This is a genomic window from Spirillospora sp. NPDC049024, assembly GCF_040649235.1.
Lineage (GTDB): Bacteria > Actinomycetota > Actinomycetes > Streptosporangiales > Streptosporangiaceae > Spirillospora.
The window spans coordinates 64,068-88,802 of record NZ_JBEZFD010000030.1 but is presented as its reverse complement, the minus strand read 5'-3'; the positions used below and the strand labels follow the sequence as shown (position 1 = coordinate 88,802).

General features: G+C 71.6%; 21 protein-coding genes. 13 read left to right on the top strand and 8 right to left on the bottom strand.

Going from position 1 to position 24,735, the window contains the following annotated elements; all coding sequences use genetic code 11:
• Window positions 1-62: 62 nt before the first annotated feature.
• A complete protein-coding gene (locus AB0C21_RS38450) occupies window positions 63-905 on the top strand; it encodes a helix-turn-helix transcriptional regulator (protein ID WP_500211000.1) in 843 nt (280 codons plus the stop codon).
• Between the two features lie 21 nt (window positions 906-926).
• Here the strand turns inward: AB0C21_RS38450 and AB0C21_RS38445 are convergent, their stop codons facing one another.
• Entirely contained in the window at window positions 927-2,471 is a 1,545-nt protein-coding gene (locus tag AB0C21_RS38445) for a long-chain-fatty-acid--CoA ligase (RefSeq protein ID WP_500210999.1), read from the bottom strand.
• Window positions 2,472-2,735: 264 nt separating this feature from the next.
• Here AB0C21_RS38445 and AB0C21_RS38440 point away from each other — a divergent pair, with 264 nt between their 5' ends.
• Entirely contained in the window at window positions 2,736-3,350 is a 615-nt protein-coding gene (locus AB0C21_RS38440) for a TerB family tellurite resistance protein (RefSeq protein ID WP_149262100.1), read from the top strand.
• A 228-nt stretch (window positions 3,351-3,578) separates the two neighbouring features.
• Window positions 3,579-6,041: a leucine--tRNA ligase gene (gene leuS, locus AB0C21_RS38435; RefSeq protein ID WP_500211030.1), complete on the top strand. Its 2,463-nt coding sequence runs from the start codon at window positions 3,579-3,581 to the stop codon at window positions 6,039-6,041.
• A gap of 174 nt (window positions 6,042-6,215) precedes the next feature.
• Here the strand turns inward: leuS and lexA are convergent, their stop codons facing one another.
• Entirely contained in the window at window positions 6,216-6,902 is a 687-nt protein-coding gene (gene lexA, locus AB0C21_RS38430) for a transcriptional repressor LexA (RefSeq protein ID WP_149262102.1), read from the bottom strand.
• Between the two features lie 175 nt (window positions 6,903-7,077).
• Between lexA and AB0C21_RS38425 the strand changes: the two genes are divergently transcribed.
• The 5 genes from AB0C21_RS38425 to AB0C21_RS38405 all read left to right on the top strand — a co-directional run bounded on the left by AB0C21_RS38425 (window position 7,078) and on the right by AB0C21_RS38405 (window position 13,422).
• On the top strand, window positions 7,078-7,413 hold the full coding sequence (locus AB0C21_RS38425) for a LysM peptidoglycan-binding domain-containing protein (RefSeq protein ID WP_500210998.1): 336 nt from the start codon (window positions 7,078-7,080) through the stop codon (window positions 7,411-7,413).
• A gap of 468 nt (window positions 7,414-7,881) precedes the next feature.
• Window positions 7,882-8,355, top strand: coding sequence for a transcriptional regulator NrdR (nrdR, locus tag AB0C21_RS38420; protein WP_141583086.1), 474 nt, complete (start codon window positions 7,882-7,884; stop codon window positions 8,353-8,355).
• Between the two features lie 118 nt (window positions 8,356-8,473).
• Window positions 8,474-11,290, top strand: a complete 2,817-nt coding sequence (locus tag AB0C21_RS38415) for a vitamin B12-dependent ribonucleotide reductase (protein WP_500210997.1) — start codon at window positions 8,474-8,476, stop codon at window positions 11,288-11,290.
• Window positions 11,291-11,458: 168 nt separating this feature from the next.
• On the top strand, window positions 11,459-12,400 hold the full coding sequence (sigJ, locus tag AB0C21_RS38410) for an RNA polymerase sigma factor SigJ (RefSeq protein ID WP_500210995.1): 942 nt from the start codon (window positions 11,459-11,461) through the stop codon (window positions 12,398-12,400).
• A gap of 86 nt (window positions 12,401-12,486) precedes the next feature.
• Window positions 12,487-13,422 carry an NAD-dependent epimerase/dehydratase family protein gene (locus tag AB0C21_RS38405; protein WP_500210994.1) on the top strand — a complete coding sequence of 312 codons (936 nt, stop codon included), beginning with the start codon at window positions 12,487-12,489 and terminating at the stop codon, window positions 13,420-13,422.
• Between the two features lie 142 nt (window positions 13,423-13,564).
• Here AB0C21_RS38405 and AB0C21_RS38400 read toward each other — a convergent pair whose 3' ends face one another.
• Both AB0C21_RS38400 and AB0C21_RS38395 read right to left on the bottom strand, forming a co-directional pair.
• The gene (locus AB0C21_RS38400) at window positions 13,565-14,257 is read right to left on the bottom strand and encodes a DoxX family protein (RefSeq protein WP_500210993.1); all 693 of its coding nucleotides are present in this window, start codon (window positions 14,255-14,257) and stop codon (window positions 13,565-13,567) included.
• Between the two features lie 97 nt (window positions 14,258-14,354).
• Entirely contained in the window at window positions 14,355-15,242 is an 888-nt protein-coding gene (locus AB0C21_RS38395; protein ID WP_500210992.1) for a serine hydrolase, read from the bottom strand.
• 160 nt (window positions 15,243-15,402) lie between these two features.
• On the opposite strand from AB0C21_RS38395, the gene AB0C21_RS38390 reads away from it, so the two are divergent.
• The 3 genes from AB0C21_RS38390 (at window position 15,403) to AB0C21_RS38380 (ending at window position 18,621) form a co-directional block, all read left to right on the top strand.
• Complete coding sequence (locus AB0C21_RS38390; RefSeq protein ID WP_500210991.1) at window positions 15,403-16,299, top strand: LysR family transcriptional regulator; 897 nt, start codon at window positions 15,403-15,405, stop codon at window positions 16,297-16,299.
• Window positions 16,300-16,408: 109 nt separating this feature from the next.
• Entirely contained in the window at window positions 16,409-17,572 is a 1,164-nt protein-coding gene (locus AB0C21_RS38385) for an alpha/beta hydrolase (protein ID WP_500210989.1), read from the top strand.
• 89 nt (window positions 17,573-17,661) lie between these two features.
• The gene (locus AB0C21_RS38380) at window positions 17,662-18,621 is read left to right on the top strand and encodes a hypothetical protein (RefSeq protein ID WP_500210988.1); all 960 of its coding nucleotides are present in this window, start codon (window positions 17,662-17,664) and stop codon (window positions 18,619-18,621) included.
• A 6-nt stretch (window positions 18,622-18,627) separates the two neighbouring features.
• On the opposite strand, the gene AB0C21_RS38375 is transcribed toward AB0C21_RS38380, so the two are convergent.
• From AB0C21_RS38375 to AB0C21_RS38365, 3 genes are all read right to left on the bottom strand, one after another.
• On the bottom strand, window positions 18,628-19,593 hold the full coding sequence (locus tag AB0C21_RS38375; protein ID WP_500210987.1) for a pirin family protein: 966 nt from the start codon (window positions 19,591-19,593) through the stop codon (window positions 18,628-18,630).
• 646 nt (window positions 19,594-20,239) lie between these two features.
• Window positions 20,240-20,788, bottom strand: coding sequence for a carboxymuconolactone decarboxylase family protein (locus AB0C21_RS38370; RefSeq protein WP_500210986.1), 549 nt, complete (start codon window positions 20,786-20,788; stop codon window positions 20,240-20,242).
• A 74-nt stretch (window positions 20,789-20,862) separates the two neighbouring features.
• Window positions 20,863-21,177 carry a winged helix-turn-helix transcriptional regulator gene (locus AB0C21_RS38365; RefSeq protein WP_500210985.1) on the bottom strand — a complete coding sequence of 105 codons (315 nt, stop codon included), beginning with the start codon at window positions 21,175-21,177 and terminating at the stop codon, window positions 20,863-20,865.
• Window positions 21,178-21,301: 124 nt separating this feature from the next.
• On the opposite strand from AB0C21_RS38365, the gene lplAB reads away from it, so the two are divergent.
• Window positions 21,302-22,351, top strand: coding sequence for a lipoate-protein ligase LplAB (gene lplAB / locus AB0C21_RS38360; protein WP_500210983.1), 1,050 nt, complete (start codon window positions 21,302-21,304; stop codon window positions 22,349-22,351).
• A 114-nt stretch (window positions 22,352-22,465) separates the two neighbouring features.
• Here the strand turns inward: lplAB and AB0C21_RS38355 are convergent, their stop codons facing one another.
• Window positions 22,466-23,890, bottom strand: coding sequence for an MFS transporter (locus AB0C21_RS38355; protein ID WP_500210982.1), 1,425 nt, complete (start codon window positions 23,888-23,890; stop codon window positions 22,466-22,468).
• A gap of 121 nt (window positions 23,891-24,011) precedes the next feature.
• On the opposite strand from AB0C21_RS38355, the gene AB0C21_RS38350 reads away from it, so the two are divergent.
• Window positions 24,012-24,647 (top strand): TetR/AcrR family transcriptional regulator, encoded by a 636-nt coding sequence (locus tag AB0C21_RS38350; protein ID WP_500210980.1) that lies wholly within the window; start codon window positions 24,012-24,014, stop codon window positions 24,645-24,647.
• Window positions 24,648-24,735 lie beyond the last annotated feature (88 nt).

The window sequence follows — 24,735 nt, the reverse complement described above, 5'->3', positions numbered from 1 at the left end:
GGGATCGGCCGTACCACCCTCGGCCCGGCCGCCGGTCCGCTGTATCGGACATGCTGGAGGACATGGACAGACAGGAGATGGCGGTGTTCCTGCGTTCCCGGCGGGCCCGCATCCAGCCCTCGGACGTCGGGCTCCCGGGAGGGACGCGCCGCCGGACCCCCGGTCTGCGCCGGGAAGAGGTCGCGCAGCTGGCCGGGATGTCGGTGGACTACTACATCCGCCTTGAGCAGGGGCGCGGGCCCCGTCCGTCCAGGCAGATCCTCGGGGCGCTGGCGCGCGCGCTGAGGCTGACCGACGATGAGCGCGCCTACCTCTACGGCCTCGCCGGTGAGGCGCCGGAACCGCCGAGCGGCCCTTCGCAGGACGTCCCGCCAGGGATCGTGCACCTGCTCGAACGGCTGGACGACACGCCCGCCTACGTGCTGAACGCCCGGCAGGACATCATCGCCTGGAACCCGCTCGCGGCGGCGCTCATGACCGACTTCGCCGAGATGGCGCCCCATGACCGCAACGTCGTCCGCTGGCTGTTCGGCGGCTCCGACATCGAGCGGTACGGCGCCGACGAGCATCTGACGCAGTTCGCCCGCGGACTGGTGGCCGACCTGCGGGCGGCGTTCGGCCGGTATCCGGGCGACCCCGGCATCGCCGGGCTGGTCGCCGAGGTCGCCGGCCGCAGCGCGCTGTTCGCCCGGCTCTGGGACGAGGGCGAGGTCGGGATCAGGCGGGGCAGCCGCAAGCGCATGACGCATCCCGTCGTCGGCGAGCTGGACATGCACTGCGACGTCCTCTACGTGCCGGAACGCGACCAGCGGGTCGTCCTCTACACGACCACGCCGGGCACGCCCTCGCACGAGGCGATGAAGCTGCTGCGCGTCGTCGGGACCCAGGACCTCAGCGTCCGCTGAGGCCCCGGGCCCCGCGCGCGGTCAGCGCAGCTCGCGCTTGAGGATCTTGCCGGTGGCGGTCATCGGCAGCTCGTCGCGGAACTCGACGATCCGCGGGTACTTGTAGTTCGCGAACTGCTCCTTGCCCCACGCGACCAGCTCGTCCTCGGTGACGGTCGCGCCGGGGGTGCGGATCACGTACGCCTTGACCTCCTCGCCGTGCGAGGGGTGCGGGACGCCCACCACCGCGGCCAGCGAGACCTCCGGGTGGGTCATCAGGACCTCTTCCAGCTCCCGCGGGTACACGTTGTACCCGCCCCGGATGATCATGTCCTTGGAGCGGTCGATGATGTAGTAGTAGCCGTCCTCGTCGCGGCGGGCCACGTCGCCGGTGCGGAACCAGCCGTCCCTGATGGCGGCCTCGGTCGCCTCGGGCCGGCCGTAGTAGCCCTTCATGATGTTGTGGCCCCGGATGGCGATCTCGCCGGGCCCCTCGCCCTCGATCTCCTTCCAGTCGTCGTCGATCAGCTTCATCTCGACGCCCCACACGGGCAGGCCGATCGAGCCGGGCTTGGTCGGACGGTCCGGGCGGTTGAACGAGGCCACCGGCGACGTCTCCGAGAGGCCGTAGCCCTCCAGGACGTCCACGCCGAACTTCGTCTTGAAGCCCTTGAGGACCTCCATGGGCAGCGCCGACCCGCCCGACACCGCGACCCGCAGGTTCTCCCGGATCGCCGCGATGTCCTCGTCGGAGGTCTCGTCGGTCAGCAGCCCCCAGTACATCGTCGGGACGCCCGCGAAGATGTTCACCTTCTCCTTGACCATCAGCTCGACGGCCTGCCGGGCGTCGAACCGCGCCTGCATCACGAGCGTCGCGCGCCGGTAGAGGCCGACGTTCATCACGCACGTCTGGCCGAAGATGTGGAACAGCGGCAGCGTCACCAGCGACGTGTCGTGCAGCGTCCGGTAGAAGAGCGTGTCGTCCACCATGGCGTTCGTCAGCAGGTTGCTGTGCGTGAGCTCGGCGCCCTTCGGCTGCCCGGTCGTCCCGCTGGTGTAGATGATCACGGCGGTGTCGCCCGGCCCGGTCTGCGCCGTCTCGAAGGTGCCCGGCTCGCCGGCGAGCGCCGCCCAGAACAGCTCGGCCCCCTCGACCGGGGACTCCGTCGCGGACGGGTCGGCGGGCAGCAGGAAGAGGTGCTCGCAGCCCTCCGCCTGCTCGAACCCGGCGCGCCCCATCTCACCGAGCGGCAGCTCCGGCGTCCCCTCGAAGCAGAAGAACGCCTTGGCGCCGGAGTCGCCGAGGTGGTAGGCGATCTCCCGCGGCTTGAGCAGCACGTTCAGCGGGACGACGACCGCGCCCGCCTTGAGCACCCCGAAGTACACCATCGGGAAGTACGGGAGGTTCGGGCTGGAGAGCGCCACCTTGTCGCCCGGCCCGATGCCGCGCTCGCGCAGCAGGTTCGCGACCTGGTTCGCGACCTGGTCGAGGAAGGAGTAGGACAGCCGGAGATCGCCGAACACGACCGCGTCGCGGTCGGGCGTCTCCCGGGCGGCGTCCTCCAGCAGCACGGACAGGTTGAGCATGGCACTCCTCGCGCGGAAAGGTGACCTGCCGGTTAGTTACCGACGAGTGTATGAACCGTTTGGCACATCCTGCTGCACGGGACGTGTCCGGCGCCATCATTCGCAGGCCTTGACGTGCCGTTTTCGTCGTTGTGACGGTGGCCGGCGCGGCCGGAAGGGGCCGGAAGGGGCCGGGCGGGAACGCGGCTCCGCCCGCCGTCGTTACCATCCGGGCGGTCCGGCGGCGTTACCATGTGCCGCTTCGGCGAGAAAGGGTGCGCGATCTTGATCATCTTCGGCTGGCGCGTGGTGTTCTTCACCCTGACCAGGGGGACCTTCCACTGCCCCGACTGCGGCGGCGACCGCGAGTACCGCCGCCGGCAGGGGCGCAACTTCTTCACGCTGTTCTTCATCCCGGTCATCCCGCTGATGAAGGCGGGCGGCGAGTTCGTCGAGTGCGACACCTGCCACGGCCGCTGGAACCCCGGCGTGCTCGACGTGCCGACGACCGCGCAGCTCGCGCAGATGCCCGCGATGCTGCTGCGCATGGCCATCGCGCAGGTCCTGCGCTCCGGCGACTACACCGACGAGGCCGCCCGCTCCCGCGCCGTCGCCGTCGTCCGGCAGGCCGGCGAGCCCGGGTACGACGACACCGCCCTGAACGCCGACCTGGGCCGCCCCTTCGACGAGGTCCGCGTCGAGATGGGACGCGCCGCCTCGGCCCTCGCCCCCGAGGCGCGGGAGAGCATCCTGCGCGCCGCCGCCGAGATCGCGCTGGTCGACGGCCCGCTGACCGTCTCCGAGGAGGAGACGCTGTCGGCCGTCGGCGCCGATCTCGAGCTGACCCGCGTCCAGGTGACCGGCGTCGTGTCCATGGCGCGCCAGGAGTCGGGGCATTAAGTCGCGGCGGCGGGGGTTGCGACTGCGCTACTCTTGAGGTATGTCAGCCAGGCTGCTCCTCGAACGACCACGTTGACGCACTGACGTCAGCGTGGTGGCCCCTCCTGTGCGAGGGGCCGTTTCATGTCGGCGGACGGCCACGACCCAGCAGCAGGAACCGGAGTCAGAAGCGTGAGCAGCGACGTTCCCTACCGTGCGACGCCGGGGGGTACAGGGGGGGCGTCCCCCCTGAACGAGGGGTACGACCCCCGGGCGGTTCAGGACAAGTGGCAGGCCCGCTGGGAGGAGCTCGACCCGTTCAAGGCGGACGAGACGGGCACCGCCGAAGAGCGCCGCTACGCCCTCGACATGTTCCCCTACCCCAGCGGCGACCTGCACATGGGCCACGCGGAGGCGTTCGGCATCGGCGACGTCGTCGCGCGCTACTGGTTCCAGCGCGGTCACAACGTCCTGCACCCGATCGGCTGGGACTCCTTCGGCCTGCCCGCCGAGAACGCCGCCATCAAGCGCGACTCGCACCCCGCCGAGTGGACGTACGCCAACATCGAGACGCAGGCGGCCTCCTTCCACCGCTACGCCCCGTCCTTCGACTGGACGCGGCGCCTGCACACCTCCGACCCCGAGTACTACAAGTGGACGCAGTGGCTGTTCCTGCGCTTCTACGAGCGGGGCCTGGCCTACCGCAAGGGCGGCCACGTCAACTGGTGCCCGAAGGACCAGACCGTCCTGGCCAACGAGCAGGTCGTCGGCGGGCACTGCGAGCGCTGCGGCGCGCTGGTCGAGAAGCGCGTGCTGACCCAGTGGTACTTCAAGATCACTGAGTACGCGGACCGGCTGCTGGACGACATGGCGCAGCTGGAGGGCAAGTGGCCCGAGCGCGTCCTGCTGATGCAGCGCAACTGGATCGGCCGCTCCACCGGCGCCGACGTCGACTTCGTGATCGAGGGCCGTGACGAGCCCGTCACCGTCTACACCACGCGCCCCGACACCCTGTACGGCGCGACCTTCATGGTCGTCGCCGCCGACGCCGCGCTGGCCGAGGAGATCTGCCACCCCGACCACCGCGCCGCGTTCGAGGCCTACCGCGACGAGGTCTCCCGCGAGAGCGAGATCGAGCGGCTGTCCACCGAGCGCGAGAAGACCGGCGTGTTCCTGGGCCGCTACGCCGTCAACCCGGTCAACGGCGAGCGGCTGCCCGTCTGGGCGTCCGACTACGTCCTGGCCGAGTACGGGCACGGCGCGATCATGGCCGTGCCGGCGCACGACCAGCGCGACCTGGACTTCGCGCTGAAGTTCGGGCTGCCCGTCCGCGTCGTCGTCGAGACCGGCCTGGCCGACCCCGCCGAGACGGGCGTCGCCACCTCAGGTGACGGCGCCATCGTCAACTCCGGCCCGATCGACGGGCTGACCAAGGCCGACGGCATCGCCCGCATCACCGAGATCCTGGAGGAGCGCGGCACCGGCCGCGCGTCGGTGAACTTCCGGCTGCGCGACTGGCTGGTGTCCCGGCAGCGGTTCTGGGGCTGCCCGATCCCGATCGTGCACTGCGAGGCGTGCGGCGAGGTCCCCGTCCCCGACGACCAGCTGCCCGTGAAGCTGCCCGAGGGCCTGCGCGGCGCCGACCTGGCGCCGAAGGGCACCTCGCCCCTGGCCGCCGCGTCCGACTGGGTGAACACCGAGTGCCCCAAGTGCGGCGGCGCGGCCACCCGCGACACCGACACCATGGACACGTTCGTCGACTCGTCCTGGTACTACTTCCGCTACTGCTCGCCCGGCTACGAGGGCGGCCCGTTCGACGTCGAGCAGGTCCGCAAGTGGATGCCGGTCGACCAGTACACGGGCGGCGTCGAGCACGCCATCCTGCACCTGCTGTACAGCCGGTTCTTCACCAAGGTCCTGCACGACATGGGCATGGTCGACTTCACCGAGCCGTTCACCCGGCTGCTGAACCAGGGCCAGGTGATCAACCAGGGCAAGGCGATGTCCAAGACGCTGGGCAACGGCGTCGACCTGGGCGAGCAGATCGCCGAGTTCGGGGTGGACGTCGTCCGGCTGGCGATCCTGTTCTCCGGCCCGCCCGAGGACGACATCGACTGGGCCGACGTGTCCCAGCACGGCATGTCGAAGTTCCTGTCCCGCGTGCACCGCATCGCCACCGAGGTCTCGTCCCCGCCCGGCGTGGACGTCACCACCGGTGACCCGGCCCTGCGCCGCGCCACGGCCCGCACGGTCGCCGAGGCCACCACGCTGGTCGAGACGCAGCGGTTCAACGTCGCCATCGCGCGGATCATGGAGCTGGTCACGGCGACCCGCAAGGCCATCGACTCGGGCCCCGGCGCCGCCGACCCGGCCGTCCGCGAGGCCGCCGAGGCGATCGCGGTGCTGCTGTCGCTGTTCGCCCCCTACACCGCCGACGAGGTGTGGGAGCTGCTGGGCCGCACGGCGCCGGTGATCCGCGCGGGCTGGCCGTCCGCCGATCCCGCGCTGCTGGTGGAGGAGTCGGTCACCTGCGTCGTCCAGGTCGGCGGCAAGGTGCGCGACCGCCTGGACGTCCCGCCCGGGATCACCGCGGAGGAACTGGAGCGCCGCGCGCTGGCGTCCGCCAAGATCCAGGACGCCCTGGGCGGCGCCGACATCGCCAAGATCATCGTCCGCGCCCCCAAGATCGTCAACATCGTCCCCAAGCGCTGACCAGGGCCCGCCGCGCCGCTCCCCGCGAGCGACGGGGCGGCCACCCCGCCCACCCGGCGCGGCAGGGCGCGAGGTGGCGTGCCGCGGTCGGTCCGCGGGCGCGTCGGTGAGAATTGGTTCAGGGCAGGGTTCAACGGCCGCCGGAGGGGCTCCGGCGGCCGCTGAGGGGCGGCGTCACATCTTGCGGAGGACCGCCACGACGCGTCCGAGCACCGACGCCTCGTCGCCGGGGATCGGCTCGTAGGCGGGGTTCTGGGGCATCAGCCAGATGTGGCCGTCGTCGCGGCGCTTGAACGTCTTGACCGTGGCCTCGCCGTCGATCATGGCGGCCACGATGTCGCCCTGCTCGGCCACCGGCTGCTGCCGCACGACCACCCAGTCACCGTCCGCGATCGCGGCGTCGATCATCGAGTCGCCGGTGACCTTCAGCAGGAAGTGGGTGCCCTCGCCGACGAGCTGCTTCGGCAGCGTGAACACGTCCTCGACGGCCTCCTCGGCGAGGATCGGGCCACCGGCGGCGATGCGCCCGACGAGCGGCACGTACGCGGGCGCGGGCTGCGCCGAGCCCGGCTCGTAGCCCTCCTCGTGGGTGCGCACGGGCGTCGCCCCCGGCACCCTCACCTCGACCGCGCGCGGCCGGTTGGGGTCGCGCCGCAGGAAGCCCTTGCGCTGCAGCGCCCGGAGCTGGTGCGACACGCTGGAGGTGCTGGTCAGGCCGACGGCCTCGCCGATCTCGCGCATCGAGGGCGGGTACCCGCGGCGCTGGACGGAGTCGCGGATCACCTCCAGGACCATGCGCTGTCGCTGGGTCAGGCCCGTCTCGTCCATCGGCCCGTCGGGCAGCTCCCGGACCTTGCTCATCGCTCGTCGCCTCCCGGGCGCCTCGATCCGTCACTCCTTGTCATGGAACCTATCGCGTCCAGGCCCGATGATCAAACAATTGTTCGAAGATGTGCTCGCTTTTTGCGGACGCCCCCTGGTAGAACATCGTACAGGCGTTCGATCGAAAATGCATTCGAAGTCGAGGAGGGGAGAGATGCCGGGTTCACCCCACAGTGACCGTCCCCCGATCCGCCTGACCCGCCGCGGCCGCGCCGTCCTGGTCGCCTTCGCCGCCACCCTGACGCTGATATTGCTCTGGCTCACCGTGGGCCCGGGCGCCTTCGCCGGTTCCGGTGAAGGCCACGGCGCCTCGGTCCGTCCCGCCCGAACGGTCGTCGTCGAGCCCGGTGAGACCCTCTGGGAGATCGCCTCCGCCGCCGATCCCGGCAGCGACCCCCGCGTGGTCGTCCAGCGGATCATCGACCTCAACGGACTCGCGGGCGACCCCACCGTCCATCCCGGCCAGGAGCTCCGCCTCCCCGCGAGCTGACCCCGGCCGCCACGCAAAGTAACCATCCTTCCCCCCGCGTTGCGTGCCGCCATGGCCCGCCGCCGGCGTGCGGCGACTCCAGGCGCTCCCGTGCCGTATCGGCGGCGGCCTTGCCGGACGCCGGAGAGGTCGCCGGGTGAGGCGTTCACCGAGCGCGACGGCCTGAGCGGTCACGGGCGGTGGCGCATGGGCGCCGGGGCGTCTGCCTGGGGCTTTGCGGAGTGAAGGGTCACCCGGAGGGGTCCGGTGGAGGCGGTGGGTGACGACACGCCCGGAGGGAAAATCGGGGTGTCGGAGGTGACCTGCGCGGACGTGGCGGATGTGACGCGCGGGGCCGCCGATCAGGTTGCGAACGGCTCCGGCGAGCCGTACGGTTGACCACAACATCTAGTAGTCACATCGATGTAGTTCCCTATATATGGCATCAACATCGGTGTAACTCGTTTACGTCAGGGAAGGGGAACAAACGTGCACTGCCCGTTCTGCCGCAACCCTGACACCAAAGTGATCGACAGCCGTTCGACCGATGACGGTGGCGCCATTCGGCGTCGCCGGTCGTGCTCGGAATGCGGCAAGCGATTCACCACGCAGGAGAATGTGCTCGTGATGGTGGCCAAGCGCAGCGGGGTCACCGAGCCGTTCTCGCGGGAAAAGATCATCGCCGGGGTGCGCAGGGCCTGCCAGGGCCGTCCGGTCGACGAGGATGCGCTCGCGAAGCTGGGACAGCGGGTCGAAGAGGCGATCAGGTCGTCCGGATCCGCGGAAATCCCCTCGCACGAGATCGGCCTCGCGATCCTGGGGCCGCTCGGCGAACTCGACGAGGTCGCCTATCTGCGATTCGCCTCGGTCTACCGGAGCTTCGAGTCGCTGGACGACTTCGCCAAGGAGATCGAAGCACTGCGGAAGGCCGGTTCCTCGGGGGAGCCCGGCCCGTCCCGGTAGGGACGGTTCCGGAAACACATCAGCACATGTAAAGGCGTCTCCGCGCGGGCATGGCCCGTGCGGCGGCGGAGTTGTTCCTGAACAGGGCCCGGCGGGAGGGCCCGAGAGGGGGAAGGCCATGACGGAGACGGTGAGCGGCTCGGCGGCACGGCGCGGCAAGGGGGGCCGCAAGGGGCTGAAGATCGAGCGCATCTTCACCACGCCCGGCGTGCACCCGTACGACGAGCTGCGCTGGGAGCGCCGCGACGTCGTCATGACCAACTGGCGCGACGGCTCGGTGAACTTCGAGCAGCGCGGCGTCGAGTTCCCCGACTTCTGGTCGCTGAACGCCGTCAACATCGTCACGTCCAAGTACTTCCGCGGGGCGGTCGGCACGCCGCAGCGGGAATGGAGCCTGAAGCAGCTCGTCGACCGCGTCGTCCGCATGTACGTGGACACGGGGCTCAAGGAGGGCTACTTCGCCTCCGAGCAGGACGCCGAGATCTTCGACCACGAGCTGAAGTACGCCCTGGTCCACCAGATGTTCAGCTTCAACTCCCCCGTCTGGTTCAACGTCGGCACCAGGTCCCCGCAGCAGGTCTCGGCGTGCTTCATCCTGTCCGTGGACGACACGATGGAGTCGATCCTGGACTGGTACAAGGAAGAGGGCGTCATCTTCAAGGGCGGCTCCGGCGCCGGCCTGAACCTCTCCCGCATCCGCTCCAGCCGTGAGCTGCTGTCCTCGGGCGGGACGGCCAGCGGCCCGGTGTCGTTCATGCGCGGCGCCGACGCGTCCGCCGGGACGATCAAGTCGGGCGGCGCGACCCGCCGCGCCGCCAAGATGGTCGTGCTGGACGTCGACCACCCCGACATCGCGGAGTTCATCGAGACCAAGGCGCGCGAGGAGGACAAGATCCGCGCGCTGCGGGACGCCGGGTTCGACATGGACCTCGGCGGCAAGGACATCGGCAGCGTCCAGTACCAGAACGCCAACAACTCCGTCCGGGTGTCGGACGAGTTCATGCACGCGGTCGAGTCGGACGGCGAGTTCGGGCTGCGCGCCCGGATGACCGGCGAGGTCATCGAGACGGTCAAGGCCAAGGAGCTGTTCCGGCTGATGGCCAAGGCGGCGTGGGAGTGCGCCGACCCCGGCATCCAGTACGACGACACGATCAACGACTGGCACACCAACCCCGAGACCGGGCGGATCACCGCGTCCAACCCCTGCTCGGAGTACATGAGCCTGGACAACTCGTCCTGCAACCTCGCCAGCATCAACCTGCTGAAGTTCCTCACCGACGAGAACGCGTTCGACGTCGCGAAGTTCGTCAAGCTCACCGAGCTGATCATCACGGCGATGGACATCTCCATCACCTTCGCCGACTTCCCGACGGAGAAGATCGCCGAGACGACCCGCGACTACCGGCAGCTCGGCATCGGCTACGCCAACCTCGGCGCCCTGCTGATGGCGACCGGGCACGCCTACGACTCCGAGGGCGGGCGGTCCCTCGCCGCGGCGATCACCTCGCTGATGACGGGCGTCGCCTACCGGCGCTCGGCCGAGCTCGCGGGCGTCGTCGGCCCGTACGCCGGCTACGCGCGCAACGCCGAGGGGCACAAGCGCGTCATGCGCAAGCACGCCGCCGCCAACGACGACATCCGCACGCTGGACGCGATGGACAAGGCGATCCACGCCGCCGCCGCCAAGCAGTGGGCCGACTGCCTGAAGGCCGGCGAGAAGAACGGGTACCGCAACGCGCAGGCCAGCCTGCTCGCCCCGACCGGGACGATCGGCCTGATGATGGACTGCGACACCACCGGCATCGAGCCGGACCTCGCGCTGATGAAGTTCAAGAAGCTCGTCGGCGGCGGGTCCATGCAGATCGTCAACCACACGGTGCCGCGCGCCCTGAAGAAGCTCGGCTACCAGCAGGAGCAGATCGAGGCGATCGTCGAGTACATCTCCGAGCACGGCCACGTCGTGGACGCGCCGGGGCTGCGCCCCGAGCACTACGAGGTGTTCGACTGCGCGATGGGCGAGCGGGCGATCAGCCCGATGGGGCACGTCCGGATGATGGCGGCCGTCCAGCCGTTCCTGTCCGGCGCGATCTCCAAGACCGTCAACATGCCGGAGCAGGCCACCATCGAGGACATCGAGAAGGTGTACTTCGAGGGCTGGCGGCTCGGCCTGAAGGCCCTGGCGATCTACCGCGACAACTGCAAGGTCGGCCAGCCGCTGTCCGCCGCGGGCAAGAAGGAGGAGCCGAAGGCGGCGGCGCCCGCGGACACGGCGCCGCGCCCGGTCCGCCGGCGGCTGCCGAAGCAGCGGCCCGCGACCGTGACCCGCTTCTCCGTGGCGGGCGCCGAGGGCTACATGACCGCCTCGTCCTACCCGGACGACGGCGTCGGCGAGGTCTTCCTCAAGCTCGGCAAGCAGGGCTCCACGCTCGCCGGCGTGATGGACGCCTTCTCCATGGCGATCTCCATCAGCCTGCAGTACGGCGTCCCGCTGGAGACGTGGGTGGAGAAGTTCACCAACATGCGGTTCGAGCCCGCGGGCATGACCGACGACCCCGACATCCGCATGGCGACCTCGGTGATGGACTACATCTTCCGCCGCCTGGCGCTCGACCACCTCCCCTACGAGGAGCGCGCCGGCCTCGGCATCTTCACCGCCGAGGAGCGCGCGATGCAGGCCAACGGCGAGGACCCCGCCGCCCTGCACGCCGAGGACGAGGTCGACCACGAGTCGCTGGCGCAGTCCGCCGAGATCGCCCGGCCCGCGGCGCCCGCCCCGGCCCCGGCCGGTGAGGCGCGCTCGTCCATGGAGGTGATCGAGAGCCGCCAGGGCCGCACGGCCGACGCGCCGCTCTGCCTCACCTGCGGCACGAAGATGCGCCCGGCGGGCAGCTGCTACGTCTGCGAGGGCTGCGGCTCCACCAGCGGCTGCAGCTGAGGACGAGCGAACCTCCATCCGCTCGTCGAACTGATCGACTCCGGTTGAACCACCGGACGGCGAAGGGGAACCGGCCATGGTCGGTTCCCCTTCGGCGTATCAGACGGCCTCCATCCATGAGAAGGGCCGCGACCTGCTGAAGCCACTGCGGAAGACTATGATCAGGCCATGCCTTTGACGGCGGATGACGTCGACCGGTTCGAGCTGGCGAGGCCCCGTCTGCAGGCCATCGCCTACCGTCTCCTCGGCTCCGCGGACGAGGCACAGGACGTCGTCCAGGAAACGTTCCTGCGCTGGCAGGCCGCGGACGTCGGCCGCGTCGAGGTCCCTGAGGCCTGGCTGACGAAGGTGCTCACCAACCTGTGCCTCAACCAGCTCGCCTCCGCGCGGGCACGCCGCGAGACCTACGTGGGCCGGTGGCTCCCCGAGCCGCTGTTCGCGGGGGACCCGATGCTCGGCCCGGCCGACACCGCCGAGCAGCGCGAATCGGTGTCGTACGCGGTCCTCACTCTCATGGAGCGGCTGTCTCCCAACGAACGGGCCGTCTACGTCCTGCGGGAAGCCTTCGACTACCCGCACCGGGAGATCGCCGAGATCCTCGACATCACCGAGGCCGCCAGCCAGCAGATCTTTCACCGTGCCAAGAAGCACGTCGCGCATGGCAAGGCCCGTCGCGAGATAGACGAGGCCGCCGCGCGTCGGATCGTCGAAGAGTTCCTCGCGGCCGCGACCAGTGGCCACACCGATGAGCTCGTACGCCTGCTCACCAAGGACGCCGTCTCCATGGGTGACGGCGGAGGGAAGGTCCCGGCGCGCACCAAGGCGTTCGAGGGAGCCGTCGCGGTCGCGAAGTTCGTGGGGGCGCTCCTCAAGCCCAGCGAGGCGACGCGCGCCATCGTCGGTGGCTCGTCCGAGATATACGCCTGGGTCGCCAACGGCGAACCCGCCGTCGTGGCCGTCGTGGAAGGCCGGGTCGTCGCCGTCATGTGCCTGGAGGTCACGGCCGGGGGCATCGCCGCCTGCCGTACCCAGGCGAACCCCGACAAGCTCGCACGCGCGACCGAGCAGTGGGCGGCGGCCGACCATGGTGAGCCCCTGCTCGTGGTGTGACCCAAGTCACATTCGACTCTTGTCAGCAATCGGCGGGCCATCCGGTTCAAGTGGCGAACCCGAACCGGACAGCAAGGGAGCCGACGATGAGAGTGCTCGTGGCAGGAGCGACCGGAGCGATCGGCATGGAACTCGTGCCTCGCCTGGTCGAGGCGGGACACGAGGTGTTCGCCATGGTCCGCAGCGAATCCGGCAAGTCCAAGGCGGCGGAACTGGGCGCGGTGCCGGTCATCGCCGACGCGCTCGATCGCGCCCAGGTCGAGGCGGCCGTGCGCGAGGCGGCCCCGGAGGTGGTCGTCCACCAGCTGACCGCCATCGGGGACATCGACACCCGCCATTTCGAACGCAGCTTCGCCGCGACCGGCCGGCTGCGGACCGAGGGCACCGACAACCTGCTCGCGGCCGCCCGCGCCGCCGGAGTGCGACGGTTCGTCGCCCAGAGCAACGGCGCGTTCACCTACGACCGGACCGGCGGGCCGGTCAAGGTCGAGGAAGACCCCCTGGACCGCTCGCCGATCCCCCAGATGGCCTCGATGATCGCCGCGATCGAGCACTTGGAGAAGGCCGTGCTCGGCGCCGCCTGGACCGAGGGGATCGTGCTGCGCTATGGCGGGTTCTACGGACCCGGCACCTCCATGGCGCCGGGCTCCGAGCAGCTCGAGATGATCCGCAAGCGCAAGTTCCCGGTGGTCGGCGACGGCGGCGGGGTGTGGTCGTTCATCCACATCGCCGATGCCGCCGAGGCCACGGTCGCAGCGGTGGAGAAGGGCGGCCGCGGCGTCTACAACATCGTCGACGACGATCCCGCTCCGGTCGCCGAATGGCTGCCGGAACTGGCGGCGATCCTGGGCGCCAAGAAGCCGATGCGCGTCCCGCGGTTCGTCGGACGGCTGGCCGCCGGACAGGCCGGCGTGGTGCTCATGACCGAACTGCGCGGCGCGTCCAACGCCAAGGCGAAGCGCGAACTGGGCTGGCACCCGGCACACCCCACCTGGCGCCAAGGCTTCCGGGCTATGGCGTGACCTGCTGAGCGCCGTCCGAGGCTGGACGTCATGACCACGTCAGTGCCCCCGGACCCGATTCCCCCCGGCGTCATCCGCAAGTTCCGCGACGAGCTCGTTCAGGACGAGTTCGATCGCGTCTCGCCGATGTACCGGCCCGTCGTCAGGCCGGCGGGTCGGTGTCGCCGGTGGGGGGCTTGGTCGGCTGGGTGGTCGAGGTGCGGCGGCGCTGGGAGGACTTGCGGCGGCCGGCCACCAGCACGTCGTCGCTCGTGTCGGCGGGCTTGTCCGGGCCGCCGGACGACTCGGGGGCGGGGACCGCGGGCGGCTTGGAGGAGCGGCGGGGCTTCTTCGCGGGCTTCAGTTCGGCCTGGCGGAGCGACTCCACGAAGCTCGCCGCGTCGTCCTCGTCCTCCTTCTCGGCGGGACGGCGGAGGCGTTTCGCGATGACCCACTGGTCGACGGTCAGGCGCCCGCCGCCCCCCGCGGCGAACAGCAGGCCGGCCAAGCCGAGGGCGACGACCAGCTCGTAGCCGTTCTGGACGCTCTTGCCGTCCACCATGAACAGGCCCTTGTCGGCGTGGACGAAGATGAACGCGCCCGCCATGTCGAGGAAGAGGAGCACGCCGGTGACCGGGAGGCCGAGCCCGGCGATCAGCGCCGCCCCGCCCAGGAGTTCGACGAAGGCGGAGTAGACGGCGGCGGCCGTCGGGAGCGGCACGCCGAGGGAGTCGAACGAGCGGCTCGTCGCGGTGACCCCCGCCTCGATCTTCTGCCAGCCGTGCGCCATGAAGACGATGCCCACGCCGAGCCGCGCCAGGAGGGCGACGACGTCGTACAGCGGCCGAGTGCGCATGCCGGCGACTCCTTCAGCGCGGGGGACGGGCCCTGTTCGACGGAGAGTATGACGGCCCCGGCGCGGATCCCGCGAACATCGCAGGTGAACGGGCCGCTCAGGTTTCGATGGAGGCGCGGGCGAGGGCCGTTGCGACGGTTTTGCAGGCGTGCTCGACGTCCTCGATGCCGCCGCGCAGGGTCGCGCCGCGCTCGGAGAGGGCGGCGAGGAGGAAGGTGTGGCCTCCGACCCGGACGATGCCGATGCTGTTGACCGTCCAGGCGCCGCCGTGCCTCTCGCGGGGCAGCCACCCGTTCTTCAGCTCGGCGCCGGTTCCGGCCGCGCTGACGCCCCACGCCTGTTCCGGCGTCACGTCCCCCATGAGCCGGCGGACGTAGCGGCGGCCTGCGGAACCGAGCGGGCTGTCCGCGGACGTCAGGGCGCTCAGCAGGCGGATCTGGTCGGCGGCGCTCGTCGTCGTCGAACCCCAGGAGCCGCCGGCGCCCGGCTCGGTGTCGCGCAGCCCCAGCTTCCTGTTGGCGGAAGCCAGGCCGTGGGCGCCGCCGATGGCCTGCCACAGCGCGCTGGCGGCGTCGTTGTCGCTGACCGTGATCGCACGTTCGGCCAGGGCCTTCTCGGCGGACGTGAGGGAGCGTTCCTCGCGCTGCGCTTGGAGGAGCAGTGCCATGACGATGTCGACCTTGGCGATGCTGGCCGTCGCCGTCCGCAGGCTCCCGCCGTAGGAGTACGCGAGGCCGGTGGACGGGTCGCGCACCGATATCGCCAGGTCGTCGGCCCTGTCGCCCAGGTGGCGGCGGAGCGCGCGGGTGAGTTCCTCGCGCTCGGACCGGGTGAAGGCGGGCGTCGCCGGGGGCCGCCTCGGAGTCGGGGGCGTCGCGGTCACCGTAGGGACGGTAGGGGGTTCGTAGACGTACGCCGTGGAGCCGGCCATGAGTATCGCGGCCGCGGCGAGCATCGCGCCGACGAGGAGCACCGCCCGTCTCATCGACGCCGTCCTGCGTCGGAATCCATGATCGGGAGTGTCATGAGCCCGCCGTTACCCCTCTGTTAACCCCGTTCGTGCTGTGGCGGTGCGGGTCTCGGCTGTGCAGGCGGGTAAGACGTGCAGCTAATGACAGTGAGCAGAGTGAGAAGATGTTCGCATGATGGCTTCTCGGCAGCTGGAGTACTTCAGGGCGGTGGCGCGCGAGCTGCACTTCACGCGTGCGGCGGAGGCGCTGCGGATCGCGCAGCCCGCGCTGTCCCAGCAGATCCGCAAGCTGGAGCGGCAGCTCGGCGTCACCCTGTTCGAGCGCGACAACCACCGGGTGGAGCTGACTCCGGCCGGGGCGGCGCTGCTGGAGCACGCCGAGCGGATCCTGGCCGACATCGCGGCGGTCGAGGACGAGATGCGCGGCTGGGCGGAGGGGACGCGGGGCCGGATCCGCCTCGGCGGAGCGCGCGGCCTGACGGCCCGGCTGGCGCGCCTGCTGGTGGAGTTCGCCGAGGAGTTCCCGGCTGTCGACGTGGAACTGCGGGAGATGAACACCGAGGAGATGGTCGCGGGCCTCGCCGGCGGGCATCTCGACGCGGCGACCCTCGTCCGGCTGCCGCAGGAGGAAGGGCGGCGGCTCGACTCCCTGCCGCTCGGCGAGGAGCCGCTCGTCCTCATCACCTCGGTCTCCGCGCCGCTCGCGAGCCGGTACCGGGTGCCCGTCGCCGCTCTCGACGGTGCCGACCTGGTCTGCTACGCGCCGGGCTCGGCGATCCGCGAGATCATCCTGTCGGCCCTGGCGGCCGCCGGCGCGACGGCGCGCATCCGGTACGAGACGCGGGAGTACAGCACGGCCCGCGCCATGGCGAGCGTGGGCCTGGCCGCGGCCGTCGTCCCCCGGTCCGTGGCCGAGGAGCCGGGCCGGCCGGTGGGCGTCGTCCGCCTGGACCCCGAACCGACCTGGGCCCCGTCCCTCGCCTGGCCCGCCGGGCGCCGCCCGAGCCCCGCACTGGCCGCGTTCATCGATTTCGTCGCGCGCCGTCCGGACCTCGCCTCGGTCGGACCGTGACCCCGGCGATAAGACAGGGATATGACAATCAGCTCTATCAAGTCTTGGACGTCTTACGGATGGCGCGGCGAGGATGGGGGCGTTCCACAGAACGACTTTGGAGGACGACATGGACCGTGGTGAGCGGGGACGGCGCGAGTACGAGGGCTTGATGGGGCGCCGGCCCGAGGAGGCGCTCGGTGAGGTGCTCCGGACCTCCCCGCAGATGTTCGAAGCGGTCGTGGACGGCGCGTTCGGCGGTGCGCTGGCCCGCCCCGAACTGGGCCGCCGGATGCGGGAACTGGCCTCCGCGGCCATCATCGCGTCCGCGGGAGGGGCGGAGCGCCGACTCGCGAGCCACGTGCGGGGAGCGCTGCGGCAGGGCGTCGAGCCGTCCGAGCTGCTCGCGCTCTGCGAGCACATCTCGGTCTACGCCGGTTTTCCGCGTGCACTGGACGCGCTCGCCGTCGTCAACGAGGTCCTGGAGGAGCAGGGTGTTCCGAAGCCGCCGCGGATGCACCGCGTCGCGCTGGCGGGCCACGAGACCGTCGTCGCGCAGAAGGGCGACCACGGGCCGACTGTGATCCTTTCGCACTCGCTGGGCGTGGACTGGCGCATGTGGGAGCCCGTCATGGAGCGGCTCGCGCACGGCCGGCGGGTGCTCGCCTACGACTTCCGCGGACACGGCCGGGCCGGCGGGGCGCCCCGACCGTTCGGCATGGACGACCTCGCCGACGACCTGCTCGGCGTCCTCGACGCGTTCGACGCGGAGCGGGCGCACGTCGTCGGCCTGTCGATGGGCGGTGGGATCGCGCAGACCGCCGCCGTCCGCGCACCCGACCGTGTCGCCTCCCTTGCCCTGCTCGCCACAACCGACCACGCCTTCGACGCCTTCGAGGACCGCGCCCGCTCCGGTGAGACCGACGGCATGGAGGCGCAGATCGTCCCCACCCTGACCCGCTGGTTCACGCCCGCCGCGCTCGCCACCGACATCTGGGGCGTCCGGTACGCGCGCGAGCACATCCGGCGCTTCGACTCCGCCGACTGGGCCGCGTCCTGGCGGGCCTTCAAGGGCGTGGACGTGCAGGGCCGCATCACCGGGAGGGACTTCCCGACCCTGGTTCTCGCGGGCGAACTGGACGCCTCGACGACCCCGGAGATCATGTCCGGCATCGCCGAGCGCATCCCGGGCTCGACCTACCAGGAGCTTCCCGGCACCCCGCACATGCAGACCCTCGAACGTCCCGACCTGGTCGCCGCGGCGCTCGACGAGTTCCTCCCGGCCGACCGCTAGGGCCTTCTCCGCCGAGCGGGGGAGGCGGACGGCCCGCGCGGGGGAGCCGGTGCCGGGGCTGCGGACGCCAGGCTCCGATCATGACGGGAATGCCTGATGCGTCCGGAGCGGTCGGGGCGAGGTGGGACGCGGCGCGACGGATCGGCGGGTACGGCGCCGCCGCGTCGCTCTCGCTGTACCTGGTGGTCAAGGTCGTGTGGATAGCGGCGGCGGCGCTGGGCGACGTGCCGGCGGATTTCGGCGGCGCGGACTGGATCGTGCTCAACGCGGTGACGGTCGGCATGTCCGCGACCGGGATCGTGCTGGGCCTCGTCTTGGCCCGGGGCGGGAAGTGGCGGATCCCGGCCGCGCCGCTGGTCTTCTTCACGTGGGTGAGCAGCGGTTTCCTGATCCCGCTCCTGCCCTACACGCTGGTCAGTTCCGTCCTCGGCGCCGGTAAGGAGGACACCGGCGGGGACGGCGGCGACGTGGCACCGTCCTGGGAAATGGCTCTCATCGGCATCGGATTCACCGGCATGGCCATCGGCCTCGCCATCGCCCTTCCCATCTACATGAGGGAGAGGTGGCCGACGGCCTTCCTGGGACGCCTCGCCGACCGCAGGAGGACCGCCGTTCGCCGTGCACGCGCCGCCGCCCTCCTCAGCGCTGCGCCGACCGCGGTGTGGGCCGTGTGGGCCGCGGGTGGAGGATTCGGCCTCGACCCCGCGCACCACGACCTCCTCGACCTGAACACCCGGCTCCTGCTGGGCGATTCGGCGCTCTGGACTGTGCTCGGCGCCTGGAGCGTCCTGGCCGTCGCCTCCGCGCGCTCGGACCTGCCCGCCTGGCTTCCGACGGCCCTGGGGTTCACCGCGTCGGGCTCCCTCTTCGCGTGGGGCGGCTGGAAGCTCGCGGTGGCGCTCCTCCGTCCGGGCGGCTACGCGACCGCCGAGTACCCGGCGGTCGCGATCGTCCTCAACGCCCTCGCCGTCGCGGGCGGCGTCCTGATGCTGAGCACGCTCCTGGACTCCCTGCGCGTCGCCGGCACCCGGGCCGCCGAGCGGGGATGAGCCCGCTCAGCGCGTCCGGCCTCGGGGTTTGAGGGGTGTCGCGGGCATGGCGGGCGCCGGGATGGGCGCGCCGTCGTAGCCGCGCACCGTGCCGAAGCGGTCGCCGCCCATCCAGTCCTCGCGGGCGCGGGCGATCTCCTCTCCCGTCCGGGCGACGAAGTTCCACCACATGACGAGCTTCTCCTCGAACGGCTCGCCGCCGAGGAGCACGAGACCGCTCGCGCCGTCGGCCCTCAGCGGCAGTTCGCGGCGGCCGGATCCCAGGTAAAGCATCGATCCGGGCTCCACGCGCATCCCGTCGACCTCCGTGACGCCGGACATCGTGAGCGCGGCGTACTCGAAGTCCGGTTCGACCGGCAGGCGCACGTCGACGCCGTCGGCCAGGGCGATGTCCGCTCCGACGATGGGCGTGAAGACCGTGCCGGGCGACGCGGCGCCGTCCAGCTCCCCGAGGATCACAGTGGCGCTGAACCCCGGACCGTCCACGACGGGCAGGTCGGCGTGGTGCTCGAACGCCGGGTCCGTGTACCGGTCCGAATCGGGCAGCGCCACCCAGAGCTGGGCGCCGTGCAGGAGGGGGCCGTGCCCGCGCGGCGACTCCTCCGAATGCGCGATGGCCCGTCCGGACGTCATCAGCCCGAGCTCCTTCGGCCGGACGGTCTGCAGGCTGCCGAGGCTGTCGCGGTGCAGCACCTCGCCGCCGTGCAGCCAGCTCACCGTCTGCAGCCCGATGTGGGGGTGGGGCGGCACCTGCATGCCGGGTTCGTCGGTGATGTCGTCCGGCCCGTAGTGGTCGACGAAGCACCAGGCGCCGACCATCCGCCGCCCCAGGCTGGGCAGCAGCCGCCGGACGACCGTGCTCTCGCCGAGCGGCACCCGCCGCGGCGGCAGCAACTCGTGGACCGGGCCTCCCGGAACCTCCTCCCGGCCCCCGCACTCGACCGGCTTCGGCTTGACGTCGAGATTGCTCACCCGGACCCCCTCCCTCAGACGCTGTCCCCCCACGATGCCATCCACACCCCCAACCCGAGCTCCGCGCCCCAGGCCCACACCCCCACCCCGCGCTCCGTGCTTTCGGCCCGCGCTTCGTGCCCCCGGCCCGCGCTCCGTGCTTTCGGCCCGCGCTTCGCGTCCCCGGCCCGCGCTCCGTGCTTTCGGCCCGTGCTTCGCGTCCCCGGCCCGTGCTTCGCGTCCCCGGCCCGTGCTTCGCGTCCCCGGCCCGTGCTTCGCGTCCCCGGCCCGTGCCCCGCGTCCCCGGCCCGTGCCCCGCGTCCCCGGCCCGTGCCGTCGGCTCGAGGCGGGTGTCCTCGGCCCGAGGCCGTGCCGTCGGCTCGAGGCGGGTGCCCTCGCCCGAGGCCGTGCTCCCAGCCTGGGCCCGCGTCCCCGGCTCGTTGTCGAGCGTGTCGATCACTCCGCCGGGCGTGCCGGCCCGCTCGTCAAGGCCTTCAGGCGGCAAGCGGGGCCCACGGCTTGTTGTCGAGCGTGTTGATCAGTCCGCCGGGCGGGGTGGGCCGCTTGTCATGGTCCTCAGGCGGGGGAGTGGGGTGCCCACCGCTCGTTGTGGATCTTCGGCGTGTTGATCAGTTCGCCGGGCGGGGTGGGCCGCTTGTCATGGTCCTCAGGTGGGGAAGTCGGGGGCCCAGGGCTCGTTGTCGAGTTCCAGGGTGTTGATGAGTTGGCTGATGGTGCGGTACCAGCCTGCGAGGACCAGGAGTTCGAGTAGTTGCGGCTCGTCGTAGTGGTCGGCGAGGGCGTCCCAGGTCGGGCGGGATATGCGGGTCGAGTCGTGGAGTTCGTCGATCGCGCTGATCAGGAGGCGCTCCTTCGGCGACCAGGGGGCGGGGTCGCCGGACACGGTCGCCCGGATCTGCTCCGGGTCGAGCCCGGCGGCCTCGCCGAACGCCGCGGTGTGGACGCCCCACTCGTATTCGCAGCCGGCGCGTGCGCAGGTGCGGTCGATGACGATCTCGCGGTCCCGGAGGGGCAGGCGGCCGTGGCCGAGCAGGCCGGCGCCGAGCACGCGCATGCGCGACGCCAGTTCGGGGTTCCGGTGCAGGGTGCGGAACAGGACCAGCGGCTCGTGCGCGACGTCCGGCGGCATCCACTTGGCGAGGGCGGCGGCGATGTCGGGGGTGTACGGGGGGTCGAGCGGTGCGATGCGCGGCATGGCTGCCTCCGATGTGCTTCGAATTCAGAAGCATTGTGGCGCTTCTGAAACAGAAGCACAAGGGATGGCACCCGTCAGGCGGGGGGCTCCTCCAGGGCGGCGGCCCACCGGTCGGACCATCGCGACCGGGGGCCGAGCGCCTCGCGGGCGTCGCGGCCCAGGCCGGTCAGGGCGTACAGGTTCTCGGGCGTCTGGTGGACGGGGCCCGCGTCGATCAGTTCGAGGAGCCGCTGCCGCAGGACGCTGGACGACATGGCGTCGCAGCGCTGCCAGAGGGGGCGGAAGCCGAGGGGCTCGTCCTGGAGCTCCCTGATGATGCGCAGCGTCCAGCGGCGGCCGAACAGGTCGAGGGCCGCCGTGAGCGGGCGGCCGCCGGTCGAGCCGCGCACCGGCCTTCACGGTCTCGGCATGCCCCCTCCAGTGGTCGGTTCCCGGAACCCCGACCGGAGCCGCCGCGCCCCAGCCCGCACGCGCTGGAATCGCCTGCGCGGCCGCGGGGTTCAGTCCTACGTGATGCACGGTGAGTACAAGGTCCCCGGCGGGAAGCTGGTCGTCGCCGACGTCGAGGTCGTGGACGGGCTGCTGCGCGGCCCGCGGATCAGCGGTGACTTCTTCCTGGAGCCGGACGGCGCCCTCGAAACGATCAATGCCGCCCTGGACGGGCTGCCGGCCGGGCTCGACGCCCGGGCGCTCGGCGCCCGCGTCCAGGCGGCCCTCCCGCGGGACACGGTGATGCTCGGCATCACCACCGAGGCCGTGGGGATCGCGGTGCGGCGGGCCGTCACGCGCGCCTCCGACTGGCGCGAGCACGACTGGCGGCTGATCCACGAGCCTCCGCAGGAGCCGGCCCTGCACATGGCCCTCGACCAGGTCATCGCCGAGGAGGTCGGCGCGGGACGGCGGCCGCCCACGCTGCGGGTGTGGGAGTGGGCGTCGCCGGCGGTGGTCATCGGCAGCTTCCAGTCGCTGCGCAACGAGGTCGACGCCGAGGAGGCCGCGCGCCACGGCGTGGAGGTGGTCCGCCGGATCAGCGGCGGCGGCGCGATGTTCATCGAGCCCGGCAACACCATCACCTACTCGCTTTACGCGCCGGAGAGCCTGGTGGCGGGGATGTCCTTCGCCGAGAGCTACGCGTTCCTCGACGACTGGGTGCTGGGCGCGCTCGGCGAGCTCGGGATCAGGGCCTGGTACCAGCCGCTGAACGACATCACCTCCGACCACGGCAAGATCGCCGGCGCCGCCCAGAAGCGGCTCGCCGCGGGTGCCGTGCTGCACCACGTGACCATGGCGTACGACATCGACGCGGACAAGATGCTGAGGGTGCTCCGCATCGGCCGGGAGAAGATCTCCGACAAGGGCATCGCGAGTGCGAACAAGCGCGTGGACCCGCTCCGCCGCCAGACGGGCCTGCCCCGCGAAGAGATCATCGACCGCATGATCGCCCACTTCCGCGGCCGCTACGGCCTCTCCGACGACCGGGTGACCGACGACGAGCTGCGCCTCGCCCACAAGTACGTGACCGACAAGTTCTCCACCCCCGCCTGGACCGCCCGAGTCCCCTGATTCGCTTGTGACCCTCTCGATCTCATTCCACATGCCGGGTCTCCTTGGGCTGAGTGCGGTGGGTTGTTCCGGTGGGTCTGCCTTTGTGGTGGTTCGGCCTGGGGAGCCGGATCCTCAGGCGGTCCGGGTGTGGGAGCAGGCGGCGGCCGGTTCCGGGACGGCGCGGTCTTCACGCCGTTCGGTCCGTTCGGGACGGGCGATGAGGCGCCAGGCGGCCAGTGCGGCGGCGAGGTAGGCGGCGCCGATCAGCGCGAACGAGACGGTGGCGCCGGTCGTCCAGTCGGTGGACGCGCCGAGGACGGCGCCGATGGCCGCGATGCCGATGAGCGTGCCTATCTGGCGGCCCGTGTTGAGGACGGAGCCGGCCACGCCGCCGTTGCCGGGGCCCGCGGCGTCGACCATGACGGCCGTCATGGCGGGGGAGGTGATGCCGCCCGCGATGCCGGCCGCGGCCAGGGCGGCCGCGGTCGTCCAGTAGGGGGTGGACGGGCCGATCGCGGCCAGGGCGAGAGAGGACGCGGCGGCGAGCAGGAGGGAACCGATCAGCAGCAGGCCGGTCGGGACGCGCGCGGACAGGTGCGCGAAGGCCAGGTTGCTGAGCGGGATGAAGACGGTCAGCGGGAGGACCATCAGGCCCGCCTTGACCGGACCGGCGCCGCCGCCGTGCTGGAAGTACAGGCCGACCAGGAACAGCGTCCCGAAGAAGGCGGCGTTGAACAGGAAGCCCACGGTGTTCGCGCCGGCGAAGCGCGGGCCGCGGAACAGCCGCCACGGCATCACGGTGCTCCGGGCGCGGCGCTCCCGCAGAGGCAGGAGGGCGGCGGTGCCCAGCGCCACGGCGATCGCGGCGAGGACCGGAAGGGAGCCCCAGCCGCGGTGCGGACCCTCGATCAGCGCGAAGCTGAGGGCGCCGAGGCCCGCGACCAGTGCGGCGTGCCCGGGGACGGCGAGCGGGACGGGGCGGCCGGGGGCGGGGGCGATGAAGCGGCGGGCCAGGGCCATGCCCGCGAGGGCGAGCGGCACGTTGATCAGGAAGATGGCGCGCCAGCCGAGCGTGCCTACCACGACGCCGCCGGCGGTGGGCCCCAGGGCGACGGAGGACGAGACGATCGCCGACCACAGGCCGAGCACGCGGGCCCGGCGCCGCGGATCGGGGAAGGCCTCGACCAGCAGTGCCAGCGAGCTCGGCATGAACAGCGCGGCGCCGGCGCCCTGGACGAGCCGGGCCGCGATGAGGACCTCGATCGTCGGGGCGAGCGCGGCGCCCAGCGAGGCGGCCAGGAACACCGCCATGCCCCACAGGTAGACCCGCCGGGCGCCGAGCCGGCCGGCGAGCCCGCCCGCCAGCATCAGCAGGGCCGCGAACGTGAGCACGTAGCCGTCGACGGCCCAGGTGAGGCGGCTCAGCGGGGCGTGCAGGCGGTCCTGGACGGTCGCCCCGGCGATCTGCATGACCGTGGCGTCCACACTCGCCAGCACGAAGCCCGCGGCGAGCGCGGTGATCTTCATGGCGGGGGAGCCTCCGGGTCCGGATGCCATGATCAGTCCCTTCGTCGAAAGCGGACCACTCGCGTCCGCTTCGGCGAAGCTAGCGCAACCGGACGCGAGCTGTCCACTTAAATCGGACGGAAGGCGTCCGCTTGTGGTTAGAATCCGGTTCATGAGCGGTACCAGGAGCGCCGTGGACCGCCTGCTGGACGACGGCACGGGCCGCCGCCCGCGGGCCGACGCCCGGCGCAACGTCGAACGCCTCGTCGCGGCGGCTCGCGAGGCGGCCGTCGAGAGCGGCGGCGAGGTCACGGCCCACGAGATCGCGCGCCGCGCGGGAGTGGGCGTGGGGACGTTCTACCGGCGCGTCAGCACGCTGGAGGCGCTGCTCGAGGCGGTCCTCGCGGAGGTGCTCGGCGAGATCGTCGCCAAGGGCGACGAGGGGCTCGCCGATCCCGACCCCTGGCAGGGCTTCTGCGACTTCGCGGCCTCCTACACCCGGCTGCGCAACGAACTCTGCGACATCAACCACACGCTGGGCGGCGGCATCGACCACGCGCGCGCGGAACTGCGCGAGCGCATCCGGCTTCTCGTGGAGCGGGCCCAGAGCGCCGGCGCCATGCGCGCGGACGTCACATGGCAGGACGTCGCGTTCCTGCTGGTCTCGGTCTCCACCGGCGACCAGACGGTGGGCCTGCGGGCAGGCGACCAGCAGTGGGACCGCAATCTGCGGATCGTCCTGGACGGCCTGCGCACGCCCGAGCCCGCTCCGCTTCCCGGCGCTCCGCCCACCGACTCGTCCGGGTGAGGCCGCGCCGCCGGGGAGCGGAACTCCCGGGTGCCGCCGTGCGTCCTCCTCTCATGGCAGTCGCGGGGCCGGGCGACTGCCTCTAGGT

Excerpts from the sequence above, each read along its gene's own strand:
- AB0C21_RS38450 (WP_500211000.1), top strand. The coding sequence starts at position 63 with ATGGACAGACAGGAGATGGCGGTGTTCCTGCGTTCCCGGCGGGCCCGC.
- AB0C21_RS38445 (WP_500210999.1), bottom strand. The coding sequence starts at position 2,471 with ATGCTCAACCTGTCCGTGCTGCTGGAGGACGCCGCCCGGGAGACGCCC.
- lexA (WP_149262102.1), bottom strand. The coding sequence starts at position 6,902 with ATGAGCAAGGTCCGGGAGCTGCCCGACGGGCCGATGGACGAGACGGGC.
- AB0C21_RS38425 (WP_500210998.1), top strand. The coding sequence starts at position 7,078 with ATGCCGGGTTCACCCCACAGTGACCGTCCCCCGATCCGCCTGACCCGC.
- AB0C21_RS38415 (WP_500210997.1), top strand. The coding sequence starts at position 8,474 with ATGACGGAGACGGTGAGCGGCTCGGCGGCACGGCGCGGCAAGGGGGGC.
- sigJ (WP_500210995.1), top strand. The coding sequence starts at position 11,459 with ATGCCTTTGACGGCGGATGACGTCGACCGGTTCGAGCTGGCGAGGCCC.
- AB0C21_RS38405 (WP_500210994.1), top strand. The coding sequence starts at position 12,487 with ATGAGAGTGCTCGTGGCAGGAGCGACCGGAGCGATCGGCATGGAACTC.
- AB0C21_RS38400 (WP_500210993.1), bottom strand. The coding sequence starts at position 14,257 with ATGCGCACTCGGCCGCTGTACGACGTCGTCGCCCTCCTGGCGCGGCTC.
- AB0C21_RS38395 (WP_500210992.1), bottom strand. The coding sequence starts at position 15,242 with ATGAGACGGGCGGTGCTCCTCGTCGGCGCGATGCTCGCCGCGGCCGCG.
- AB0C21_RS38390 (WP_500210991.1), top strand. The coding sequence starts at position 15,403 with ATGGCTTCTCGGCAGCTGGAGTACTTCAGGGCGGTGGCGCGCGAGCTG.
- AB0C21_RS38385 (WP_500210989.1), top strand. The coding sequence starts at position 16,409 with ATGGACCGTGGTGAGCGGGGACGGCGCGAGTACGAGGGCTTGATGGGG.
- AB0C21_RS38380 (WP_500210988.1), top strand. The coding sequence starts at position 17,662 with ATGCCTGATGCGTCCGGAGCGGTCGGGGCGAGGTGGGACGCGGCGCGA.
- AB0C21_RS38370 (WP_500210986.1), bottom strand. The coding sequence starts at position 20,788 with ATGCCGCGCATCGCACCGCTCGACCCCCCGTACACCCCCGACATCGCC.
- lplAB (WP_500210983.1), top strand. The coding sequence starts at position 21,302 with ATGCACGGTGAGTACAAGGTCCCCGGCGGGAAGCTGGTCGTCGCCGAC.
- AB0C21_RS38355 (WP_500210982.1), bottom strand. The coding sequence starts at position 23,890 with ATGGCATCCGGACCCGGAGGCTCCCCCGCCATGAAGATCACCGCGCTC.
- AB0C21_RS38350 (WP_500210980.1), top strand. The coding sequence starts at position 24,012 with ATGAGCGGTACCAGGAGCGCCGTGGACCGCCTGCTGGACGACGGCACG.